The following is a 19,571-nucleotide window of genomic DNA, read 5'->3' on the forward strand; positions in this document are numbered from 1 at the left end:
ATTCTCTTGCGGTGATATGCTTGCGTAAACAGGGGAAACTGGTATAATGTTAGCATAAATGTGTAAATGTAGAGTTTTGTGAAAGACAGATCGCAGGAGGAAAGGCTTTGAAATATGATTTTACAACAGTGATCGACCGGCATGGAAAGGATTCGCTGGCATTAGATGGACTGGGAGGAGGAGACCATTTTTCGCCTGATTGGCCGAAAGAAGGATTTGATGTAATCCCGATGTGGGTAGCGGATATGAATTTTCCGACTGTACCGACGATTCAGGAAGCGATCATAGAACGGGCAAAGCATCCGATGTTTGGATATTATCGCCCGACAAAAGAATATTACCGGGCAATTATTGACTGGCAGAGAACACGCAACGGTGTGAAGGATCTGCAGGTACGGGATATCGGCTATGAAAATGGAGTGCTTGGTGGTGTGATCTCAGCGATCTCAGCATTTGCATCACCGGGAGACAGCATTCTGCTGCACAGCCCGACATATATGGGATTTACCAGATGTATTACCGAGAATGGTTTTCATATCATACATAGTCCGCTGAAGCAGGATGAAAATGGAGTAATGCGGATGGATTATGAAGATATGGATGATAAGCTTCGCAGATACCATATTCATGTGGCGGTCTTCTGCAGTCCGCACAATCCATGTGGACGCGTGTGGGAGCGAGAAGAGATTGAAAAAGCGATGGCAGTATATCGGAAGAATCAGTGTATTGTAATATCCGATGAGATTTGGTCTGATCTGACATTGAATGGTCATAAGCATACGCCGACACAATCTGTGAGCGAGGATGCAAAAAATCGAACGATCGCATTTTATGCGCCGAGCAAGACGTTCAATCTTGCAGGACTGATCGGAAGTTATCATATTATTTATAATCCATTTCTGAGGGATCTGGTACAGAACAAAGCCAGCAAGTCGCAGTATAATGAGATGAACGTATTGTCTATGCATGCTTTGATCGGAGCTTATCAGCCGGAAGGAGCAGAGTGGGTGGAGGAACTCAGGAAGGTACTCACAGAGAATACGGAGTATGCGTGTGAACATATCTGGCAGAATTATCCAGGTGTGAGAGTGAACCGACCGGAAGGAACTTATATGCTGTTTCTGGATTTGAGTGAATGGTGTGAGACGAATGGGCAGACACTGGATGAAGTGATGAAGCCGGCTGGGATGTGGGCGTGGCATGGCAGGATGGAAGACCGTTTCATGGTCCATGTGCGATCCGGATGAATCTGGCACTTCCAATGAGCAGAGTGCAGGAAGCATTTGACAGACTGGACAAGTATGTGTTTGCAGTAAAATGACAGGAGGACGATAGATGCTTCAGGGAATTGAACAGATATTTGATAATATTACAGAGATGATTACGGGATTAAAACGGACGACATATCAGGAAAAGTTTAAAACATTTCAGGCAGAATACGGATACTATTTTGAGGAAATGAGTGCTTATATGAAGGAAACAGAGAATCATGAAGCGGCGGCAGAGGCGGTTGGTATCCGTCTGATGCATGCGGCAGAGAAAAAATGTGGTAACAGACGTGGTAAGCTGGATGGAAGGACGCGATCAGAACTCAGTCTTTTTATGGTGTATTACATATTTCCTTCTATATTAAAGCAGGGAGGCGATATGGAGACACTCGCAGAGGGAGTGCTGAAAGTGAGCAGAAAGACGCTTCGTAATAAAGAGCTTCAATGTGCAGATTATGACACAATCTATTATGGATTCAGTGATAAAATTCTGGGTTTTATTACCCGGAGAAAATAATAACAGGGTTTTGAACCCAGATAACATCAATACGAATTGGAGGAAGACAAGATGGCAGAAAATAAGAAGATCCCTTACAAAATTTATCTGGAAGAGAGTGAGATGCCAACACAGTGGTACAATGTGCGTGCAGATATGAAGAATAAACCGGCACCACTGTTAAATCCAGCTACCTTGGAGCCGATGAAGCCGGAAGAACTGGAGCATGTGTTCTGTAAAGAGCTGGTACAGCAGGAGTTGGATGATACGACACCGTATTTCGATATTCCACAGGAGATTCGGGATTTCTATAAGATGTACCGTCCGTCACCATTGGTTCGTGCGTATTGTCTGGAAAAAGCACTGGATACGCCGGCGAAGATTTATTACAAATTTGAGGGAAATAACACATCAGGAAGTCATAAGTTGAATTCTGCGATCGCGCAGGCATATTATGCAAAGAAGCAAGGATTGAAAGGTGTAACTACCGAGACAGGAGCCGGACAGTGGGGAACCGCGCTTTCCATGGCTTGTTCTTATTTTGACCTGGACTGTCGTGTCTATATGGTAAAATGTTCTTACGAACAGAAGCCGTTCAGACGTGAAGTTATGCGTACATACGGTGCACAGGTTACACCGTCTCCGTCTGAGACAACTGCTGTAGGACGTAAGATTCTGGAAGCACATCCAGGCACAACAGGAAGTCTTGGCTGTGCAATATCGGAAGCTGTAGAAGATGCTACCACGCACGAAGGATACCGTTACGTGTTGGGATCTGTATTGTCGCAGGTACTTCTCCATCAGACAGTGATCGGCCTGGAGACAAAAGCAGCATTAGACAAATACGGCATCAAACCGGATATGATCATTGGCTGTGCCGGTGGTGGATCTAACCTTGGCGGACTGATCTCACCATTTGTAGGTGAGAAGCTGCGAGGTGAGGCAGATTACCGCATTATCGCAGTAGAGCCGGCAAGCTGTCCAAGTCTTACCCGTGGTAAATACGCATATGATTTCTGTGATACCGGAATGGTATGCCCGCTGGCGAAAATGTATACGCTTGGCAGCGGATTTATCCCGTCACCGAATCACGCTGGCGGACTTCGCTATCATGGCATGAGTTCTATCGTATCACAGCTTTATGATGATAAACTTCTGGAAGCTGTATCAATAGAACAGACAAGCGTATTCGAAGCGGCAGAGAGATTTGCAAGAGTCGAAGGTATCCTGCCTGCACCGGAAAGCAGTCATGCGATTAAGGTGGCAATTGATGAAGCATTGAAGTGCAAAGAGACCGGAGAAGAGAAGACTATCGTATTTGGTCTGACCGGAACAGGATACTTTGATATGGTAGCATATGGTAAATACAATGACGGTGAGATGTCGGACTATATCCCGACTGATGAAGATCTGGCAGTAGGATTTGCAGGACTTCCGAAAGTAGACAAGTAAAAGGCAGCATAGGAGAGAACAAGCATGATTAATAAACTTACTTATATAGAAAGTACAGGAGTGAATCCATATAAGAATCTGGCAATGGAAGAGTATCTGTTTTCCCATTGTGGAGAGGATGAGGCGATTCTTTACCTCTGGCAGAACCAGCATACAATTGTAATCGGACGAAACCAGAATGCATGGAAAGAGTGTCAGATCAGCCGGATCGAAGAAGATGGTGCAGTGATCGCAAGGCGGTTATCCGGGGGTGGTGCAGTATTTCACGATCTGGGTAATCTGAACTTTACATTTCTGGTAAGCAAAGAGAATTACGATCTGAAAAAACAGTTAGACGTAATCCTGAAAGCGGTACAGAAGCTTGGCGTTCATGCAGAGGCATCCGGAAGAAATGATATTCTGGTGGATGGCAAGAAGTTCTCCGGCAATGCATTTCACGAGCACAGAGGACGCCGGTATCATCACGGTACACTGATGGTAAATGTCAAATTGGATGAGCTGAACAAATATTTAAATGTATCGAAGAAAAAGCTGGAATCCAAGGGAATTGCATCGGTACGTTCCAGAGTGACCAATCTGTTAGAGTATAATCCGGAGCTGACAATTGATGCTCTTAAGAAAGCACTTCGTGAAACCTTTGAAGAAGTATACGGATACGAAAGCAAAGAAATCAAAGAGACAGATCTTGACCAGAAAGAAGTAGATACATTATATGACAAATATTCTTCATGGGAGTGGATTTACGGAAGAGAATTTGAATTCCAGTATGAAGTATCCGAACGATTCGACTGGGGACAGATAGACATGCAGTTCCAGGTAGATAGCGGCATGGTGGTAGATGTAGCTGTATATTCAGATTCCCTGAAGCCGGATGTAATAGGTCAGATTCCGGAGCAGTTAAAGGATCAGAAATATAATAACCAGCTCATGGCAGATCGTATCGGAAGACTGCACAGTGAAGATGAGCAGGAAGAAAAGATGTTCCGGGATATCGAAGGATGGATCCGGAAGGTAGAGCTGTAAAGATAAGTAGCGGCAAGAGGTCTGCTGCTTGTGAAGAATGGATGAGAAACCGCCGTATTTGTGGAAAACAAACCATAGATACGGCGGTATTTATATATAAGATGTTAGGGCAAAAATCAGGCTTGATTATTATATTACCGAAAAATGGTAATATTTAAATAAATGTTAAAAATAAAATCTTTAATTTTACATAAAAACAACTTGCGATTCTTATGTACACGTGATATTGTATGTGTACAAAGATTACGTCGTATATTTTAATCAAAGTAACTTCAAGAAATTTTCCGGCATCAAGGTCAGATGTTCCGACATTTCCAGGATGAAAACAAAAGAAAGACACAAAACTGTAGAAATAGGGATGCTATACTATTTTCAAGATGAATCATTTGTGATATGATAAATGCAAGAAAATATTCCTTTCTATAGAGGTGTCGAAGAGAGGAGTATTGTATGAATAGTATAGGATTATGTGAAAACCAGAATGATTTTATTATGCTTCCCAAGGTGGATTTTTGCTTCAAAGAAATGATGCAGAATGAAAAGGTGAGGCAGGGGCTGATATCTGCATTGTTAGATGTATCACCAGAAGAAATCGGCAAGACTACATTATTGCCTACAGTTTTAAGGAAAGAATTTAAAGAAGATAAGTACGGCATATTGGATGTTCGAGTTCAGCTTATTGATGGGACGCAGACGGATCTGGAGATGCAGGTAGAACCTTTTACATACTAGGTGAACCGGATTCTGTTTTACTGGTCGAAAATGTATATCGATCAGATCGAATCAGGAAAGGGATATGATGAACTTCAGAAATGCGTTCATGTAAGTATTCTTGCTTATGAACATTTTAAGGATGACGAGAACTGTTATCATAAAATCGGACTGCGTGATATGGCTACAGGAGAGCAGTATAGTGATCTGTTGGAGTTACATTTTCTGGAGATTACGAAAGTACCACCGGTAATGGCAGATGAAAAACCGATCGTCCAGTGGATCAGATTCCTTGGTGGAAGCAACAGGGAGGAATTAAAAGCTATGAGTGAACGGAATGAGTATATTCAATGTGCATATGAAGAATTGGAACGACTGAGCCTGGATAAACAGAAACGATTAGAATACGAGACAAGACAGAAGAATATCAGAGACTATAACAGTCAGATGAAGAGTGCGCGAATCCAAGGAGAAGAAATAGGAATGCAGAAGGGAAAACAACAGGCCGAAGAGCAAATTTTAGCTTTGGGGAAAGCGTTGCAACGGGTGGGACGTTCAGAAGAAGCTATTAAAGCAATGACGGATGAGAAGTATTTGAAAAAATTGCTAAAAGAATTTGGCGTTTTGTGATATTTGAGTTCGAAATGCTAGAGTATATCAAACATTTATTTTTGGATATGAAGAGTAACTAGTATTGTTAGATTAAATTATTGATATCTGGGAAATGAGGGAGAAAGCAAAATGTTTTAAAATTGAATAGAATACCAAAAGAAACTGCTGCTTTACAGGTTGTTTTGTAAAGCAACAGTTCTTTTGGTTGATAGATATGGATAACATCCTGATGGATTTAAGTGAAATCACTGGTTGAAGGTGATTAAACTTCTTCATCTACTACGATTAATTCGGTGTGTCCGTCATTGGCTTCCTTTATATAACGGAAGTCAGGTGTTTTGTTAGTAATCACGGTCGAGATATCCTTCATTTCAGCAATGGTGTGAAGTGAAATCTTGTCAAACTTATTATGGTCTACGAGAAGTACGGAATTTCCGCTGATCTGAATGGCAACTTTTTTGACATCGCCCTCCACCTCGCTGGAATTGGTAATACCATGTGAGATAGCAATGCCATTGCAGCTCATAAAAGCAATATTAGCGTTCAGACCTTTGAGCTGGTTGATAGACTGAATTCCGCTGTAGGACATGGTGCCACGATTCAGCATACCGCCAATCATCATAACATCAATATTGTAATGAAATGCTTCTTGCATGACATATATGCTGTTGGTGATTACGGTTAAGTATTTAAAACCGCTCAAATGACGTACCATATGTGCGACAGTAACACCGGATCCCAGGAAAACAATATCATTATTGGTCACTAATTCGCAGGCTTTTTTTGCAATTCGATCCAAATTAGGTTCGTATTTGAGCATTTCAATTGGCTGTTGTTCCTGTGCCAGCGAAGATGGATCACTTGGCAGTCTTCTGGCACCGCCACGGATGCGGAGCAAACGTCCTTCGGCATCTAAAAAGTCGATATCTCGTTTGATGGTGCTCAGCGAAACGTCACAATATTCCCGTAGTTCTTCATAAGTGCAGATTTCATGATTTTTTAAGTAGTTTTGAATTTCATTCAATCTCTTTTCTTGCATAATAGTTCCTATTCTTTTAAGCCTTCAATCTGGCTCCATACCGGATCCATTGCATCAATGATAGCGCAGTATGCAGCGTATTTCTTTTCGTAATAAGCGTGCTTTTCAATATCTGGCTCGTATATTTTTTTGATTTTTACCCATTTTTTGGCGGCATCCTGCAGAGAGTCAAACACGCCTGCATTAACTCCGGCACAGAGGGCGACACCCATTGCTCCGAGCTCTTCGGCTTGTGAAATTTCAACACGGATGCCAAGAATATCAGCAAACATCTGCATCCAGACTTCAGAACGGGTAGCTCCGCCTGCCATTCGCACTACAGATGGATTGTCGCAGTATGGAAGAAGACGACTGATGTGCATTTTGTGGCAAAATACAACGCCCTCAAACAATGCGCGCATCATATCTGCGATAGTGTGGTTATTTTGAAGACCGATAAATGCAGCTTTGGCATCGATGTTTACATTGGAATCGTAGATGAACGGAAGGAAAAATACTGAGTTTTTATACAGTGTGGAATCAACCATTTTTCCATAAGTCGTATATACATCTTTGGAACGTTCCATAAAAGTATCGATAAACCATTCCTGGGTAGAAGCGGAAGTAGAACTTCCTTCCATGTAGGAAATGTATCCCGGCAGACCGTAATAGTACTGCATAAAAATGTCTTTGTCATCGACAACATCCTTCTTCAGAATACTATTAATGCCCCAGGAACCGACAATTATACCTAGTTGGTTTTCTTCGACAATACCGGCAGAAAGAATCGATGCGCTGATGTCGAATAAGCCACCAACTACAGGAGTTCCTTCCGCAAGTCCTGTGAGTCTGGCTACTTCGGTGGTGATTGTGCCGCCGGTTTCGCAGCTTTCGATGATTGGTGGAAAGATGTGTTTGTATTCAGCAATTCCAAATGCTTCAAACAGATTGTCCGCGTACTGGCCGGTTGCCATGTCGACAACATTCCAGCTAGATGCTTCTGTGATTTCACATACAAAATTACCAGTTAATATGTAACGGATATAATCTTTGACGCTTCCGACGTGAGCTGTTTTGTTGAGGACTTCTGGTTCGTGGTCCTTAAACCAGGCAACAATCGGGCTTGTCTGTCCTGTCCAGAGTTTGTTCCGAATCTGTGGAAATACAGAATCAAATGTGCCATCAGTGAGCCATTTCTTGATGTAACCCTTAGAGCGGGCATCGCTACTGAGGATACCAGGCCATGTAGGAGCCCCATCCTTATCGACCATATAGCACCGTTGCCCTGTCCGGTTATACCGATCGATAAGATTTCTTTTCCGTCTTGAATGCCGGCTTTTGCAATCACATCTTTGATTGCTTTTAAAGACATATCCTTCACTTCGTACATGTCACGTTCGTTTTGACCGCTATGCGGATAGGAAATGTGCAATTTTTCACCATGAACGGCAATTTCGTTACCGTCCATATCGTATATTGCAGCTTTAACCATTGTTCCACCGATATCAATACCCATTAAATATGCCATATCAATTCTCCTCTCTTGTTTGATATGAAGTGATTTCTATATCATTTGCCGTAAGAATACCATAATTAACAGATAAAGTCATTTAAATGTCAAAAGTGGTTGAAAATAAACAAAAAAGAACTATTTTGATATAGAAAAACCTAAAATACAGTTAGAAATGAACTAAAATGAACCAAAATGCCGGACAAAGTTGTCCGGCATTTCATTAATAAAGAATAAGCAAATATTGAAATTACTGTCCAACATTAGCCCAAACAGCTACACACTCAGCATTCTGTTCTTCTGTGAGAAGTGCTGGCTCACAAACGCCAGCAGCAGAAAGATAAGTGATGGAAGATGTTTCAAGATATACAGCAGCATACAATGCTTCATGCAGATCCTTTCCAACTGTGATAACGCCGTGATGTTTCAGAATGACTGCAAGCTTGTCACCGATATAGTCAACGGTCAACTGTCCCATGGAAAGATTTCCCGGTGGAGAGTAAGGTGCTACGGTAACTGCACCACGAGTAGCGTTGGCAAGAGTGGTCAGGCATGCCGGCAATTCGTCTGATACAAGTCCGACTGCTGTTGCATATGGCTGATGAGTATGCAGGATTGCATTGACTTCCGGCATATTATCAAAAATGTAAAAAAGTGCCGGAGTGTCAACAGATTGTTTACGAGTTCCCTCTATAATGTTTTTATCTTTGTCAAAGACGATCATATCGTCAGGTGTCATTATTTCATAAGACATACCGGATGGTGTAATGATAATATCACCGTTCGGCATACGGAGGCTGACATTACCTCCTGCGAGTGCGATCAGATTATTGCGTTTCATTTCCAGCGCAGTTTCGATCATTTCCTGTTTTTCTTGTTCGTACATTACTGGCTGCTCCTTTCATATTTGTCTTTGATGAAGCTTAAGGCGTCTTTCGCTGCCTTATAAGGATCTTCATAATTCTGTGCCCACATTTCAAGTGTCATTGGACCGCTGAAATTAATCTCGCGAAGTGTTTTGAAAAATTTGATAAAATCAACATTACCATTGCCAAAAGGAATATCCCTTACTTTGCCGACAACGGTATCCTTCACATGGGTAGCTACAAGGTGCTTCTTTGCAAGACGATACTGGTCACATGACCAAGTATTCCCCTTGCCTGTTGAATAAAGATTGGCAATATCCGGGAATATCTGTAGCCAAGGGGAATCCACATGTTCGATGATCTGCAGACCCTTCTCCAGAGAATCCATTGTATCGATATCCACATTTTCCAACGCTAACATGACACCGCAGGATGCAGCTTCCTGTGTGAGCTTCGCCAAATTTTCAAGGAAAAGCGCATATGTTTTTTCATTGCGAGTATTGTAATACTCGTCGTATGCCATAGGCTGAATGATGCGAAGACCAATTTCAGCAGAAAAATGAATGGCATCCATGGTAAGTTTCATACCCTTTGTTGCAAGTTCAGGGTTCTCACTTCCGATCGGGCAGTTACGTGTACCACTCAGACACATGGTCATGGTCGGTATGTCGTAAGCTTCGATTGCCTTTCGAATCTCAATGATCTCAGATTTATCTGAGGTAACGCGTGCCTGAAATTCTTCGCTTTCATCTGTGCTGAGTTCGAAATAATCGAATCCAAGATCCTTCGCAATACGAAGTTTTTCAGAAAGTGCAAGATCTCTTGGCAGTGCTTTTTCATAGAGACCAAATTTATGCTGTATCATAATTTCTCCTTTGAACGAAACAATTTTGTTAATTTTTTGAATATAATACATCTGGTTCATTATTGGTCGACTTCATTATTCACGTGCAAATAAATTCTAGCATGTGAAAATAAGGCAAGTCAATTTTCAAATATATTGCAAAAGTGTAGAAAAAAATGACCTGTTTTGACACGCAATCGGTATTATTAATCCAAACGAATCCAAATGATTCGAACTCATTGACGAAGTGCACAAAAAAGAATAGAATCCAAACTAAAGTTGATCGATTTTCACAATAACGTGCGTGGTGAAAAGTACTTTTGACAACAAAAGTAACAAAAGGGAGAAGAGAAAAAAGGAGGTTATTGTATGAAAAGAAAAATAATCGCATCGTTACTGGTGTTAGCGATGGCGGGATCGTTGCTGGCTGGATGTGGCAACAAAGCTTCAGATTCGGGAAGCTCTGATGGTTCAAAATCCAGCAAATCATCAGCATCGGAGCTGAAAGGTGATTCAAGTGAGAAGTACTATATGTGCGTACCGATTTCTGGTGTAGAGTATTGGTATCCGGTATTCCAGGGAATGAAGGAAGCGGCTAACGCACTTGGCGTACAGGCTTACTATATGGGAACACCTGAGTGGGATTCTTCAGCACAGGCAGATGTATTTAATCAGATCATGGCACTTGATCCAACCGGAATCCTGCTGCACCCGACAGACGGAGATGCATTTGTTGATCCAATCAACAGTGCAATCGCAGATGATGTTCAGGTTGTAACATTTGCAGCTGATTCACCAGATTCTAACAGAACAGCTTATGTAACGTCTGATAATAACAAAGAAGGTTCTACTGCTGCAAAGGAAGTAGCAGAAGAAATCGGTGGTAAGGGATCTATCCTTGTTATGAGAAATCCAGGACAGACAAATCACGAGACACGTGACGATGCTTTCATTTCTTACATTAACGAAAATTACCCGGATATTAAGATTTATGAAGAGAATTCCGGACAGAATGCAGACGCTACTTACACAGCAGTCATGACAACATATCAGAAAGATGCTAATCTCAAAGCCGTATTTACACCGGAAGCTTCTTCAGCAGTAGGTGCAGCTCAGGCAGGTCTTGAGATCGGTAACGGCGATCAGGCTCTTGTATGTGCATGTTGTGATACTTCAGAAGAGATTCTTGACCTTCTGAAAGCAGGACAGTTCTTCTCAGCAATCGCTCCTGATCAGTATCTGCAGGGATACATGGGAATGCTGGATCTGTTCTTTGCAGCTCATAATGAAGTTCTTGAACCAATGAATGGTCGTGCAGACGCTGGTGAGAACTTATGGCAGAGCCCGTTTATGGACAATGGTCTTTCAATCGTAACAGCTGACAATGCAGATGATTTCTATCTTGATGCATATGCAGAAAAGCTTGGCTACAAAGACAGTGAAGAAATCCTTGAGCCTTTGGAAGAGCCAGAAGGCTGTGGATTTGGTGATGGATCAGGCGAAAAGTATTATATGTGTGTACCAATCTCTGGTGTAGAGTACTGGTATCCTGTAATGCAGGGTATGAAAGATGCAGCTAAGGCTCTTGATGTAAGTGCATACTACATGGGAACACCTGAGTGGGATGCTTCTGCACAGGCAGATGTATTCAGTCAGATTATGGCTCTTGATCCAACTGGTATTCTGGTTCATCCGACAACAGCAGAAGCATTTGTTGATCCAATCAACAGTGCAATCGCAGATGATGTTCAGATCGTAACATTCGCAGCTGATGCACCGGACTCAGAAAGAACAGCGTATGTAACATCTGACAATACAAAAGAAGGTAACAGAGCAGCTCAGGAAATCGGTGAAGCACTCGGAGGAGAAGGCTCCGTACTCGTTATGAGAAATCCTGGACAGACAAACCATGAGAATCGTGACAACGCTTTCATCGCTTACATGGAAGAAAATTATCCGGACATCACAATTTACGAAGAGAATTCTGGACAGGATGCAGACGCTACTTATTCAGCAGTTATGACTACATACCAGAAAGATGCTAACCTCAAAGCCGTATTTACACCAGAAGCTTCTTCAGCAGTAGGTGCAGCTCAGGCAGGTCTTGAGATCGGTGGCGGATCAGAACAGGCACTTCTGTGTGCATGCTGTGATACATCAGAAGAGGTTCTTGACCTTCTAAAGGCAGACCAGTTCTTCTTTGCAATTGCACCAGACCAGTATCTGCAGGGATATATGTCTATGCTTAACTGTTACTTTGCAGCACACAATGAAATTTTACATCCTATGAATGGTCGTGAAGCAGCTGGTGAAAACCTGTGGCAGACACCATACATGGATAACTCACTTTCAATCGTAACGAAAGACAATGCAGATTGCTTCTACCTTGATTCATATGCGAAGAACATTGGATTATCAGGTGCAGATCAGCTCATTGAGCCTTACGAAGCAAAGTAAGTGTTGATTTTGGCGGTGGCTCCGGCTCCCGGAGCCGCCGTTTTGTTACTTAACAGTATGAAGAAAGGGTGAGATTATGGCATTACTTGAACTGAAACATATATCCAAAAGTTTTGGGCAGAATCAGGTTCTGAGAGATGTTAACTTCGAACTGAGACCTGGGGAAGTACATGCACTTTTGGGAGAGAATGGTGCGGGAAAGTCTACGATGCTGAATATCATCGGTGGAGTTTTTGAGCCAAGCGGGGGAACGATTCTGATTGATGGTGAAGAGAAAAAAATCACATCTATTCTCGATGCCAAAAATCTTGGAATTGGATTTGTGCATCAGGAAATTGAACTGTGTCAGGATGTAACTGTAGCAGAAAATATCATGATGACAAGTATTAGCGACAGTCACACATTAAAAGTTAATTTTAAGAAAATGGTAAAGGAAGCAGCGGAGATCTTGAGACCGATGGCAGGTGATACGATCGATCCAAGGGCATTGGTTTCATCGCTTCCGATATCTCAGCAGCAGGTTGTTGAGATTGCCAAAGCATTGGCATATAAATGTAGGATTCTTCTTCTCGATGAGCCAACAGCGGCACTTTCAGAGAGTGAAGCAGAAGCACTTTTTGAGATTGTGGGACAACTGAAAAAGGAAGGTATGGGAATTATTTTTATCAGTCACCGTATGGAAGAAGTGTTTGAACAGAGCGACCGGGTAACAGTCTTGCGTGATGGGGAGATTATCTCTACAAGACCGTCATTGGATGCACCTTTAGATGAGCTGATCCGGGACATGGTTGGTCGTGAGATCAGCGATATTTATCCACCAAAAGCAGAACATATTGATTATAGTGATTCGAACGTAATGCTTAAAGTTGAAAATCTTACGGATGCAAAGAACCGTTTCAGAGATATTAACTTTTCATTATACAAAGGAGAAGTTCTTGGCTTTGCGGGTCTGGTAGGCGCCGGAAGAACAGAAATTTTGCAGTCGATAGTTAATTTGAGAAAACGTTCATCAGGAACGGTTGAACTTCTTGGTGAAAATATTGATAAATTAGGTACTTCAAAAATTTATAACAAAGGTCTGGTATTGCTTTCAGAAGATCGTAAAAAAAGCGGATTGTTCCTTGATTATTCAATTGCTGAGAATACCAGTTCTACATATCTGGATTTGATTACCAATGGAATTATACTCAGCAAGAAAAAAGAAATGGAACTTGCCAGGGATAAGATTGCTGAACTGAATACCAAGGCAGAAGGTCCTAAGCAGGTGGTCGGAAGACTTTCTGGTGGAAACCAGCAGAAGGTATTGCTTGGAAAACTGCTTGCAAAAGTTCCGAAGGTTATTCTTCTTGATGAGCCTACACGAGGTGTTGATATCGGAGCGAAGTCTGAAATTGGAAAGTATATCAGAAAGCTGGCAGATGAAGGTATTGGAGTTATTTTGATTTCATCAGAAATGAATGAATTGTTGGGACTTTGCGACCGTTTGATCATGATTGATATCGACGGTGATCAGGTGCCGGAAGTTACAGGAGAACGTCAATTCGATTCAGATACGGTTGTATACTACATTTCTGGAGCATACAAATACGATAATAAGGAGGCACAATAATGGCAGCTAATAATGTAAGTACAAGAAAGGGAAAGAGTTTCTTCGCAAAACTTATGGAGAGACGAGAGGCTATGCTCGCATTAATCGTCGTGGCCATGTATATTGTTTTATCATTTATTACTCCAAGTTTTATGACATGGAGTAACCAGAAGGTAGTTATCTCAAGTATGGCGGTAGATGGTATCGTTGTAATCGGTATGACAATCAGTCTGATTTCCGGAGGTATCGATCTTTCTGTAGGATCGACATTGTGTCTGTCTATGACAGTAGCAGCACTTTTGATGAGAAATGGTAATCATCCATGGCTCTGTTCACTGGCTGGTATCGCAGTGACAGCATTGATCGGTTTGATCATTGGATTACTTGTAACGAAGCTTCATCTGACACACTTCATTGTTACCTTATGTTTTATGGGAATTGCCAGAGGTCTTGTATACATTTTGACAGGTGGTTCTCCGGTATCTCTGGTACGTGTGTTTGCAGAGAACAAGGGATTTGCATTTCTTGGGCAGGGAACAATTGGTGGCGTATTCCCGATGGCTCCCGTTTGCTTCATAGTAATTGCAATCATAGCTGAATTGTATGTCCGTAATTCAGCTGGTATGAGAAAAGTATTCTATACAGGCAGTAACGAACAGTCAGCTCTTTATTCTGGTATTAAGGTTGACAAAATGAAAATTATTGCATGTGTTGCGTGTGCAGCACTTGCGGGTGTGGCAGGAATCATTTATATGATCCGTTATTCCGGAGTAGCAGTAAATGCCGGATCGGGAGAAGAAATGGTAGCGCTTTCAGCAGCTGTTATCGGTGGTGCAAGTATGAATGGTGGACGTGGTTCTGTTATCGGTTCAATCTTAGGACTTTTGTTTATCGTTATCATCCAGGATGCACTTACACTGATGATGGTTCCGTCATACTGGCAGGATTTCGTAAAATACGCGATTGTGCTGATTGCAGTAGCAATTGATGGTGTAACATATTACAGATCCTTAAAAGCATCACAGTCTTAAAACCCCTTATATTGAATATAATATAGTACGAAACGCAAAAAGAGTGTGAAAGCCGTTATTGGCTTTTACACTCTTTGCGTTTAATGCCTGTGATTAAGGATTAGGACTGTTCATTTACAAGGTGTTGTTATCCGCCAGTTCCAGCACTTTCTCGGCTGTCTGTACATCGGTGATCAGTGCATGCAGATAGTGTCCGTTCAGTGCACCCAGGATAGAGCGGACTTTTTTCTCACCGCCGCCGACGCCGATGACGCGCTTATGTTCCGGCAGATCCCGGATATCGATGGATATGATTCTGTTCTTCAATGTTGTGTTGCATAGTTCGCCGGTGATGGTAAAGAAGTTACCACAGATATCCCCGGCCGCCTCAGCGTCCACCAGTTCGTTGATCGTAGCGGTGTCAAATGGATAATCTGACAGGTGATCTGCATCCCGGACAGGCGCCTCACCGATACCTACCAGAGTAACATCCAGATTGTGTGAGGCTTTTAATATAGAAGCAATCGTTGGTTCTTCTTTGATGGCAGAACAGAGTTCTTTACTTTGACACATAAATGGTGCTGTCAGAATGGTGGCGTGTCCATTGTATTTATCGATTAGATGCTGTGCCAGAATGTTCGGCTGGAAATCCACGCTCTGGGACGAACCGCCTACCAGTGTATACACGTGGATGTCCCGGATATTCTTATTCGGCGGCAGATTCTCAATCATGCTGTTCAGTGTACGTCCCCAGGTCAGGCCTATTTTCATATTATTATGGACAAGCTGTTCAAAATAAGAAGCCGCTTCGGAACCAATCTTTCTGGTAAGTGTATCGGTATCGGCTCCGGAGCAGTCTACCAGTTTGATATCCTGCAGTCCGAAACGCTGGCGGAGCTTTTCCTCTAATTGAAGCGTCTTCATGGCACCGCGTACGTCTACGATCTCGAATTTGATCATACCTTCGGCTTTGGCCTCTTCCAGCAGACGGCTTAAGGTTACGCGGGAGATGTTGAGCAGCTTGGCAATCTCTGTCTGCGTGTAACCTTCTTCATATAAATAGTATAAAGCTTTCAGCTTCAGATAATATCTGTGCTCCTGAGAAATGGACAATGTAATCACCTTCTTCTCTTTACAATTGTAAGTTTAATATATTATAGAACGAAAATAGTGATTTGACAAGTAAAAGTTAACAATTGTAAAGAGGAAAATATATAAAATTACAAAAATAAACTAAATCGGTTGACACTGGCATGTCATAGTGCTATATTATGGACAGAAAGGCTTTGCAATAGAAAAGCAAGTATACAAATGTAAACATGGATATTTGGAAGGAGATAACTATGGAAGGATTTAATGTTAAAGACAAGAGCTTATTGGAAAACAAAGAATTTCTTCAAGAGTTGATGGAAAGAATGATGCTTGTACATACTTTTGAAGAGAGAGCATTCTGGTTGTTTGGACAGGGACTTGTACACGGAACTATGCACCTGAGCATTGGAGAGGAAGCAACAGGTGTTGGTACTTCAGCAGCACTTACAAAAGATGATTACATGCTGGCTACACACCGTGGACATGGACAGGCGCTTGGAAAAGGTGTTAATGTAAATGACATGATGGCAGAGATCCTTGGACGTGCAACAGGTACAAACCATGGTAAAGGTGGATCAATGCACATTTGCGATTTCGACAATGGTATCCTTGGAGCCAATGGTATCGTTGGTGGTAACGGACCTATCGCATGTGGTGCAGGACTCAGTATTAAGATGCAGAATATTCCGAATCGTGTATGTGCTGCATTTTTCGGAGATGGTGCTTCTAACGAAGGAGCAATTCTTGAGTCTATGAACCTGGCATCTGTGTGGGAACTGCCTGTACTGTTTATCCTGACAGATAATGGATATGGAATGTCTACAGCAAAAGCAAAAGCTACTAAGACAGTAGACTTCGGAAAGAGAGCAGATGCATTTGGATTTAAGGCATTTGAGTGTGACGGTAACAATGTTCTTGAAGTATATGAGACAGTTAAGGAAGCCCGTGAGTATGTAATGAACGAGCATGGACCGGTTCTCGTAGTTGAGAATACATACAGAACATCTGGACATTCTAAATCAGATAATAATAAATATCGTTCAAAAGAAGAGATCAAATATTGGGAAGATCACAGCCCGATCATCCGTTTCCGCGAATTCCTTGTAGAGAATAAGATCTTTACAAATGAGGAAGTTGACGCTATGCAGGCAACTGTTGATAAGAAGATCGAAGATGCAATCGAGTACGCTAAGGCTCAGCCACAGCCGGTTGTTGCAGATTTGGAAGCAGACGTATACGCAGAGTAGTTTAGGAGGAAAAGAAAGATGAGTGAAATGAGAAAGATTTCTTATAGAGACGCGGTTCGTGAAGCTATGGTTGAGGAAATGCGTCGCGATGAAAAAGTATTTTTAATGGGTGAAGATATTGGTGTTTACGATGGAGCATTTGGTGTTTCCAAAGGAATGATTGGAGAGTTTGGACCGGAGAGAGTTCGTGAGACTCCTATTTCTGAGCAGGCTTTCGTAGGAGCAGGTGTTGGTGCGGCGATTACAGGTATGCGTCCGATCGTTGAGCTGATGTTCTCTGACTTCATGACAGTATGTTATGACCAGATCATCAACCAGGCTGCAAAGATGCACTTCATGTTCGCAGGTAAGGTAAGTGTACCTATGGTTATCCGTACAGCAGCTGGTGGTGGTACTGGAGCAGCTGCTCAGCATTCACAGTCTCTGGAGCAGATGTATCTGCATGTACCTGGACTGAAGGTTGTAGTTCCATCTACACCATATGATGCAAAGGGTCTGTTAAAGCAGGCAATCCGTGACAACAACCCAGTCATCTTCCTTGAGCAGAAGAAACTGTACAATGTTAAAGGTATGGTTCCGGATGAGGATTACACAATCCCATTTGGCGTTGCTGATGTAAAGAGAGAAGGTACAGACGTAAGTATCTTTACATACGGAAGAATGGTGCAGATGAGTCTTGACGTGGCTGAGAAGTTAGCAGAAGAAGGAATCAATGTTGAGGTTGTTGACCTTCGTACTCTTTCACCACTTGATACAAATACAATTATTGAATCAGTTAAAAAGACACACAAAGCTGTAATCGTTCACGAATCTGTTCAGTTCGGTGGCTTCGGCGGTGAAGTTGCTGCACAGATCACAGACAGCGAAGCTTTCTACTATCTTGACGCTCCAATCAAACGTGTTGGTGCTTTGTACTGCCCAGTGCCATTTAACCCGACACTTGAGGCTGAAACATTCCCTACACCAGCTAAGATCGAAGCTGCAGTAAGAGACGTTTTATAGGAAGATAGTAAGGAGGAAGCATAATGGCAACAGAATTGACGATGCCAAAGAACGATATGGACATGGAAGAAGGTACTATCGTTAAATGGCTTAAAAATGTTGGCGATAAAGTAGAAAAAGGTGAGATGTTCATGGAAATCGAGACAGACAAGACTTCCATGGAGATCGAATCTCCGGCAACAGGAGTTCTCCTTGCTCAGTTCTATCAGGGCGGAGATGTAGTGCCGGTTAATACAGTTATGGGATATGTCGGAGAAGCCGGAGAAGCTGTTCCGGAGCAGGGCGCAAAGGCTGCTGCGGAGGAAGCTCCGAAGGAAGAGAAAAAGGAAGCACCTGCTGCAGAAAAAGCACCTGCAAAGGTTCTGTCTGATGCAAGTGGAATTCCTGCAACTCCATATGCTAAGAAGCTTGCAAAAGATAATGGAATCGATCTGAAAGAAGTAGTTCCGACAGGTCGTCACGGCGAGATCCGTGCAATTGATGTATTTACAGCAATTGAAGCTTCACCGGTTGCAACACCGCTTGCTAAGGCAATGGCAGCAGATCTCGGCGTAGATCTTTCAACTATTCAGGGATCCGGATACAGAGGAAAGATCCTCAGTGATGATATCAAGGCAGCATTTGCTCAGGCTCAGACAGCAGCAGAGGAGGAAAATGTTGCAGGCGCAATGAAGGAGATCGCAGAAGTACTTGAGCGTAGAAAACTTTCTTCTATGCGTAAGGCTATCATGAAGAACATGAACTCAAGTCATACTGAGATTCCTAACGTAACACAGAACATCAAGGTTGATGTTACAGAGCTGCTTGCTCTTCGTGCTAAGATCAACGAGGGTAAAGAGAAAGCTGAGAAGGTATCTGTAAATGACCTGATCATTAAAGCTGTCGGCAAAGCTACAGCTAAGTTCGAGAGATTCCGCATGACGCTGGAAGGCAACGAGTATGTTGTCCACAAGCAGGTTAATGTGGGAATGGCAGTTGGTATCACAGACGGACTGGTTGTACCGGTAATCAAAGACGTTGATAAGAAGACACTGCTTCAGGTATCTAAGGATGCAAAAGAACTTGCTAAGAAAGCAAGAGACGGTAAATTAAAATCAAGCGAAATGGGTGACGGACGTATTACCATTTCTAACATTGGTATGTACGGAACACACAGCTTTACACCAATCATTAATCAGCCAGAGGCTTCTATCGTTGGTGTATGTGGAACAGAGGATGAGCTTGCACTGGTAGACGGACAGGTAGTTGTACGTAAGAAGATGATGATCTGCGTAACATTTGACCACAGAATCCTGAACGGAACAGAAGTTTGCGAATTCGAGTCATACCTGAAAGAGCTGATTGAAAATCCGGTCACAATCTTGATTTAATCTAG

Annotated in this window: 15 protein-coding genes and 3 pseudogenes; 12 read left to right on the forward strand and 6 right to left on the reverse strand. The window is 42.4% G+C overall.

Annotated features, from left to right (window positions below; translation table 11 throughout):
• Positions 1-107: 107 nt before the first annotated feature.
• The 6 genes and pseudogenes from DXA18_RS01700 (at position 108) to DXA18_RS01725 (ending at position 5,580) form a co-directional block, all read left to right on the forward strand.
• Positions 108-1,321 (forward strand): annotated as a pseudogene (locus DXA18_RS01700) (MalY/PatB family protein).
• 14 nt (positions 1,322-1,335) lie between these two features.
• Positions 1,336-1,785, forward strand: a complete 450-nt coding sequence (locus DXA18_RS01705; RefSeq protein ID WP_118382404.1) for a hypothetical protein — start codon at positions 1,336-1,338, stop codon at positions 1,783-1,785.
• A gap of 51 nt (positions 1,786-1,836) precedes the next feature.
• A complete protein-coding gene (locus DXA18_RS01710; protein ID WP_118382405.1) occupies positions 1,837-3,216 on the forward strand; it encodes a TrpB-like pyridoxal phosphate-dependent enzyme in 1,380 nt (459 codons plus the stop codon).
• A 24-nt stretch (positions 3,217-3,240) separates the two neighbouring features.
• Positions 3,241-4,239: a lipoate--protein ligase gene (locus tag DXA18_RS01715; RefSeq protein ID WP_118382406.1), complete on the forward strand. Its 999-nt coding sequence runs from the start codon at positions 3,241-3,243 to the stop codon at positions 4,237-4,239.
• Positions 4,215-4,397: a hypothetical protein gene (locus DXA18_RS01720; protein WP_118382407.1), complete on the forward strand. Its 183-nt coding sequence runs from the start codon at positions 4,215-4,217 to the stop codon at positions 4,395-4,397. Before DXA18_RS01715 ends, DXA18_RS01720 begins: the two co-directional genes overlap by 25 nt.
• Before the next feature lie 334 nt (positions 4,398-4,731).
• A pseudogene (locus tag DXA18_RS01725) lies at positions 4,732-5,580 on the forward strand (Rpn family recombination-promoting nuclease/putative transposase).
• A gap of 244 nt (positions 5,581-5,824) precedes the next feature.
• On the opposite strand, the gene DXA18_RS01730 reads toward DXA18_RS01725, so the two are convergent.
• The 5 genes and pseudogenes from DXA18_RS01730 to DXA18_RS01750 all read right to left on the reverse strand — a co-directional run bounded on the left by DXA18_RS01730 (position 5,825) and on the right by DXA18_RS01750 (position 9,821).
• The gene (locus DXA18_RS01730) at positions 5,825-6,601 is read right to left on the reverse strand and encodes a DeoR/GlpR family DNA-binding transcription regulator (RefSeq protein WP_118382408.1); all 777 of its coding nucleotides are present in this window, start codon (positions 6,599-6,601) and stop codon (positions 5,825-5,827) included.
• 8 nt (positions 6,602-6,609) lie between these two features.
• Positions 6,610-7,449 carry an FGGY-family carbohydrate kinase gene (locus DXA18_RS01735; protein WP_442873203.1) on the reverse strand — a complete coding sequence of 280 codons (840 nt, stop codon included), beginning with the start codon at positions 7,447-7,449 and terminating at the stop codon, positions 6,610-6,612.
• Positions 7,423-8,108, reverse strand: a pseudogene (locus DXA18_RS17580) (FGGY family carbohydrate kinase); the annotation flags it as partial. The pseudogene DXA18_RS17580 and the gene DXA18_RS01735, both read right to left, overlap by 27 nt.
• A 232-nt stretch (positions 8,109-8,340) precedes the next feature.
• Positions 8,341-8,976, reverse strand: coding sequence for a class II aldolase/adducin family protein (locus tag DXA18_RS01745; protein ID WP_118382411.1), 636 nt, complete (start codon positions 8,974-8,976; stop codon positions 8,341-8,343).
• Complete coding sequence (locus tag DXA18_RS01750; protein ID WP_158567073.1) at positions 8,976-9,821, reverse strand: L-ribulose-5-phosphate 3-epimerase; 846 nt, start codon at positions 9,819-9,821, stop codon at positions 8,976-8,978. The genes DXA18_RS01745 and DXA18_RS01750 overlap by 1 nt, the downstream gene beginning before the upstream one ends.
• Before the next feature lie 348 nt (positions 9,822-10,169).
• Between DXA18_RS01750 and DXA18_RS01755 the strand changes: the two genes are divergently transcribed.
• From DXA18_RS01755 to DXA18_RS01765, 3 genes are all read left to right on the forward strand, one after another.
• Positions 10,170-12,257, forward strand: a complete 2,088-nt coding sequence (locus DXA18_RS01755) for a substrate-binding domain-containing protein (protein WP_118382413.1) — start codon at positions 10,170-10,172, stop codon at positions 12,255-12,257.
• A gap of 76 nt (positions 12,258-12,333) precedes the next feature.
• Positions 12,334-13,866, forward strand: coding sequence for a sugar ABC transporter ATP-binding protein (locus DXA18_RS01760; protein WP_118382414.1), 1,533 nt, complete (start codon positions 12,334-12,336; stop codon positions 13,864-13,866).
• On the forward strand, positions 13,866-14,876 hold the full coding sequence (locus tag DXA18_RS01765) for an ABC transporter permease (protein WP_118382415.1): 1,011 nt from the start codon (positions 13,866-13,868) through the stop codon (positions 14,874-14,876). Before DXA18_RS01760 ends, DXA18_RS01765 begins: the two co-directional genes overlap by 1 nt.
• 114 nt (positions 14,877-14,990) lie before the next feature.
• On the opposite strand, the gene DXA18_RS01770 is transcribed toward DXA18_RS01765, so the two are convergent.
• Positions 14,991-15,977: a sugar-binding transcriptional regulator gene (locus tag DXA18_RS01770; protein ID WP_118382416.1), complete on the reverse strand. Its 987-nt coding sequence runs from the start codon at positions 15,975-15,977 to the stop codon at positions 14,991-14,993.
• A 221-nt stretch (positions 15,978-16,198) separates the two neighbouring features.
• Between DXA18_RS01770 and DXA18_RS01775 the strand changes: the two genes are divergently transcribed.
• The 3 genes from DXA18_RS01775 to DXA18_RS01785 are packed head-to-tail and all read left to right on the forward strand — an operon-like array spanning position 16,199 to position 19,566.
• Entirely contained in the window at positions 16,199-17,194 is a 996-nt protein-coding gene (locus DXA18_RS01775) for a thiamine pyrophosphate-dependent dehydrogenase E1 component subunit alpha (RefSeq protein WP_118382417.1), read from the forward strand.
• Positions 17,195-17,212: 18 nt separating this feature from the next.
• Positions 17,213-18,196 carry an alpha-ketoacid dehydrogenase subunit beta gene (locus DXA18_RS01780; protein ID WP_330424354.1) on the forward strand — a complete coding sequence of 328 codons (984 nt, stop codon included), beginning with the start codon at positions 17,213-17,215 and terminating at the stop codon, positions 18,194-18,196.
• A 23-nt stretch (positions 18,197-18,219) separates the two neighbouring features.
• Positions 18,220-19,566: a dihydrolipoamide acetyltransferase family protein gene (locus DXA18_RS01785; protein WP_118382418.1), complete on the forward strand. Its 1,347-nt coding sequence runs from the start codon at positions 18,220-18,222 to the stop codon at positions 19,564-19,566.
• Positions 19,567-19,571 lie beyond the last annotated feature (5 nt).

Source organism: Dorea sp. AM58-8 (assembly GCF_003464045.1).
Taxonomy (GTDB): domain Bacteria; phylum Bacillota; class Clostridia; order Lachnospirales; family Lachnospiraceae; genus Claveliimonas; species Claveliimonas ammoniilytica.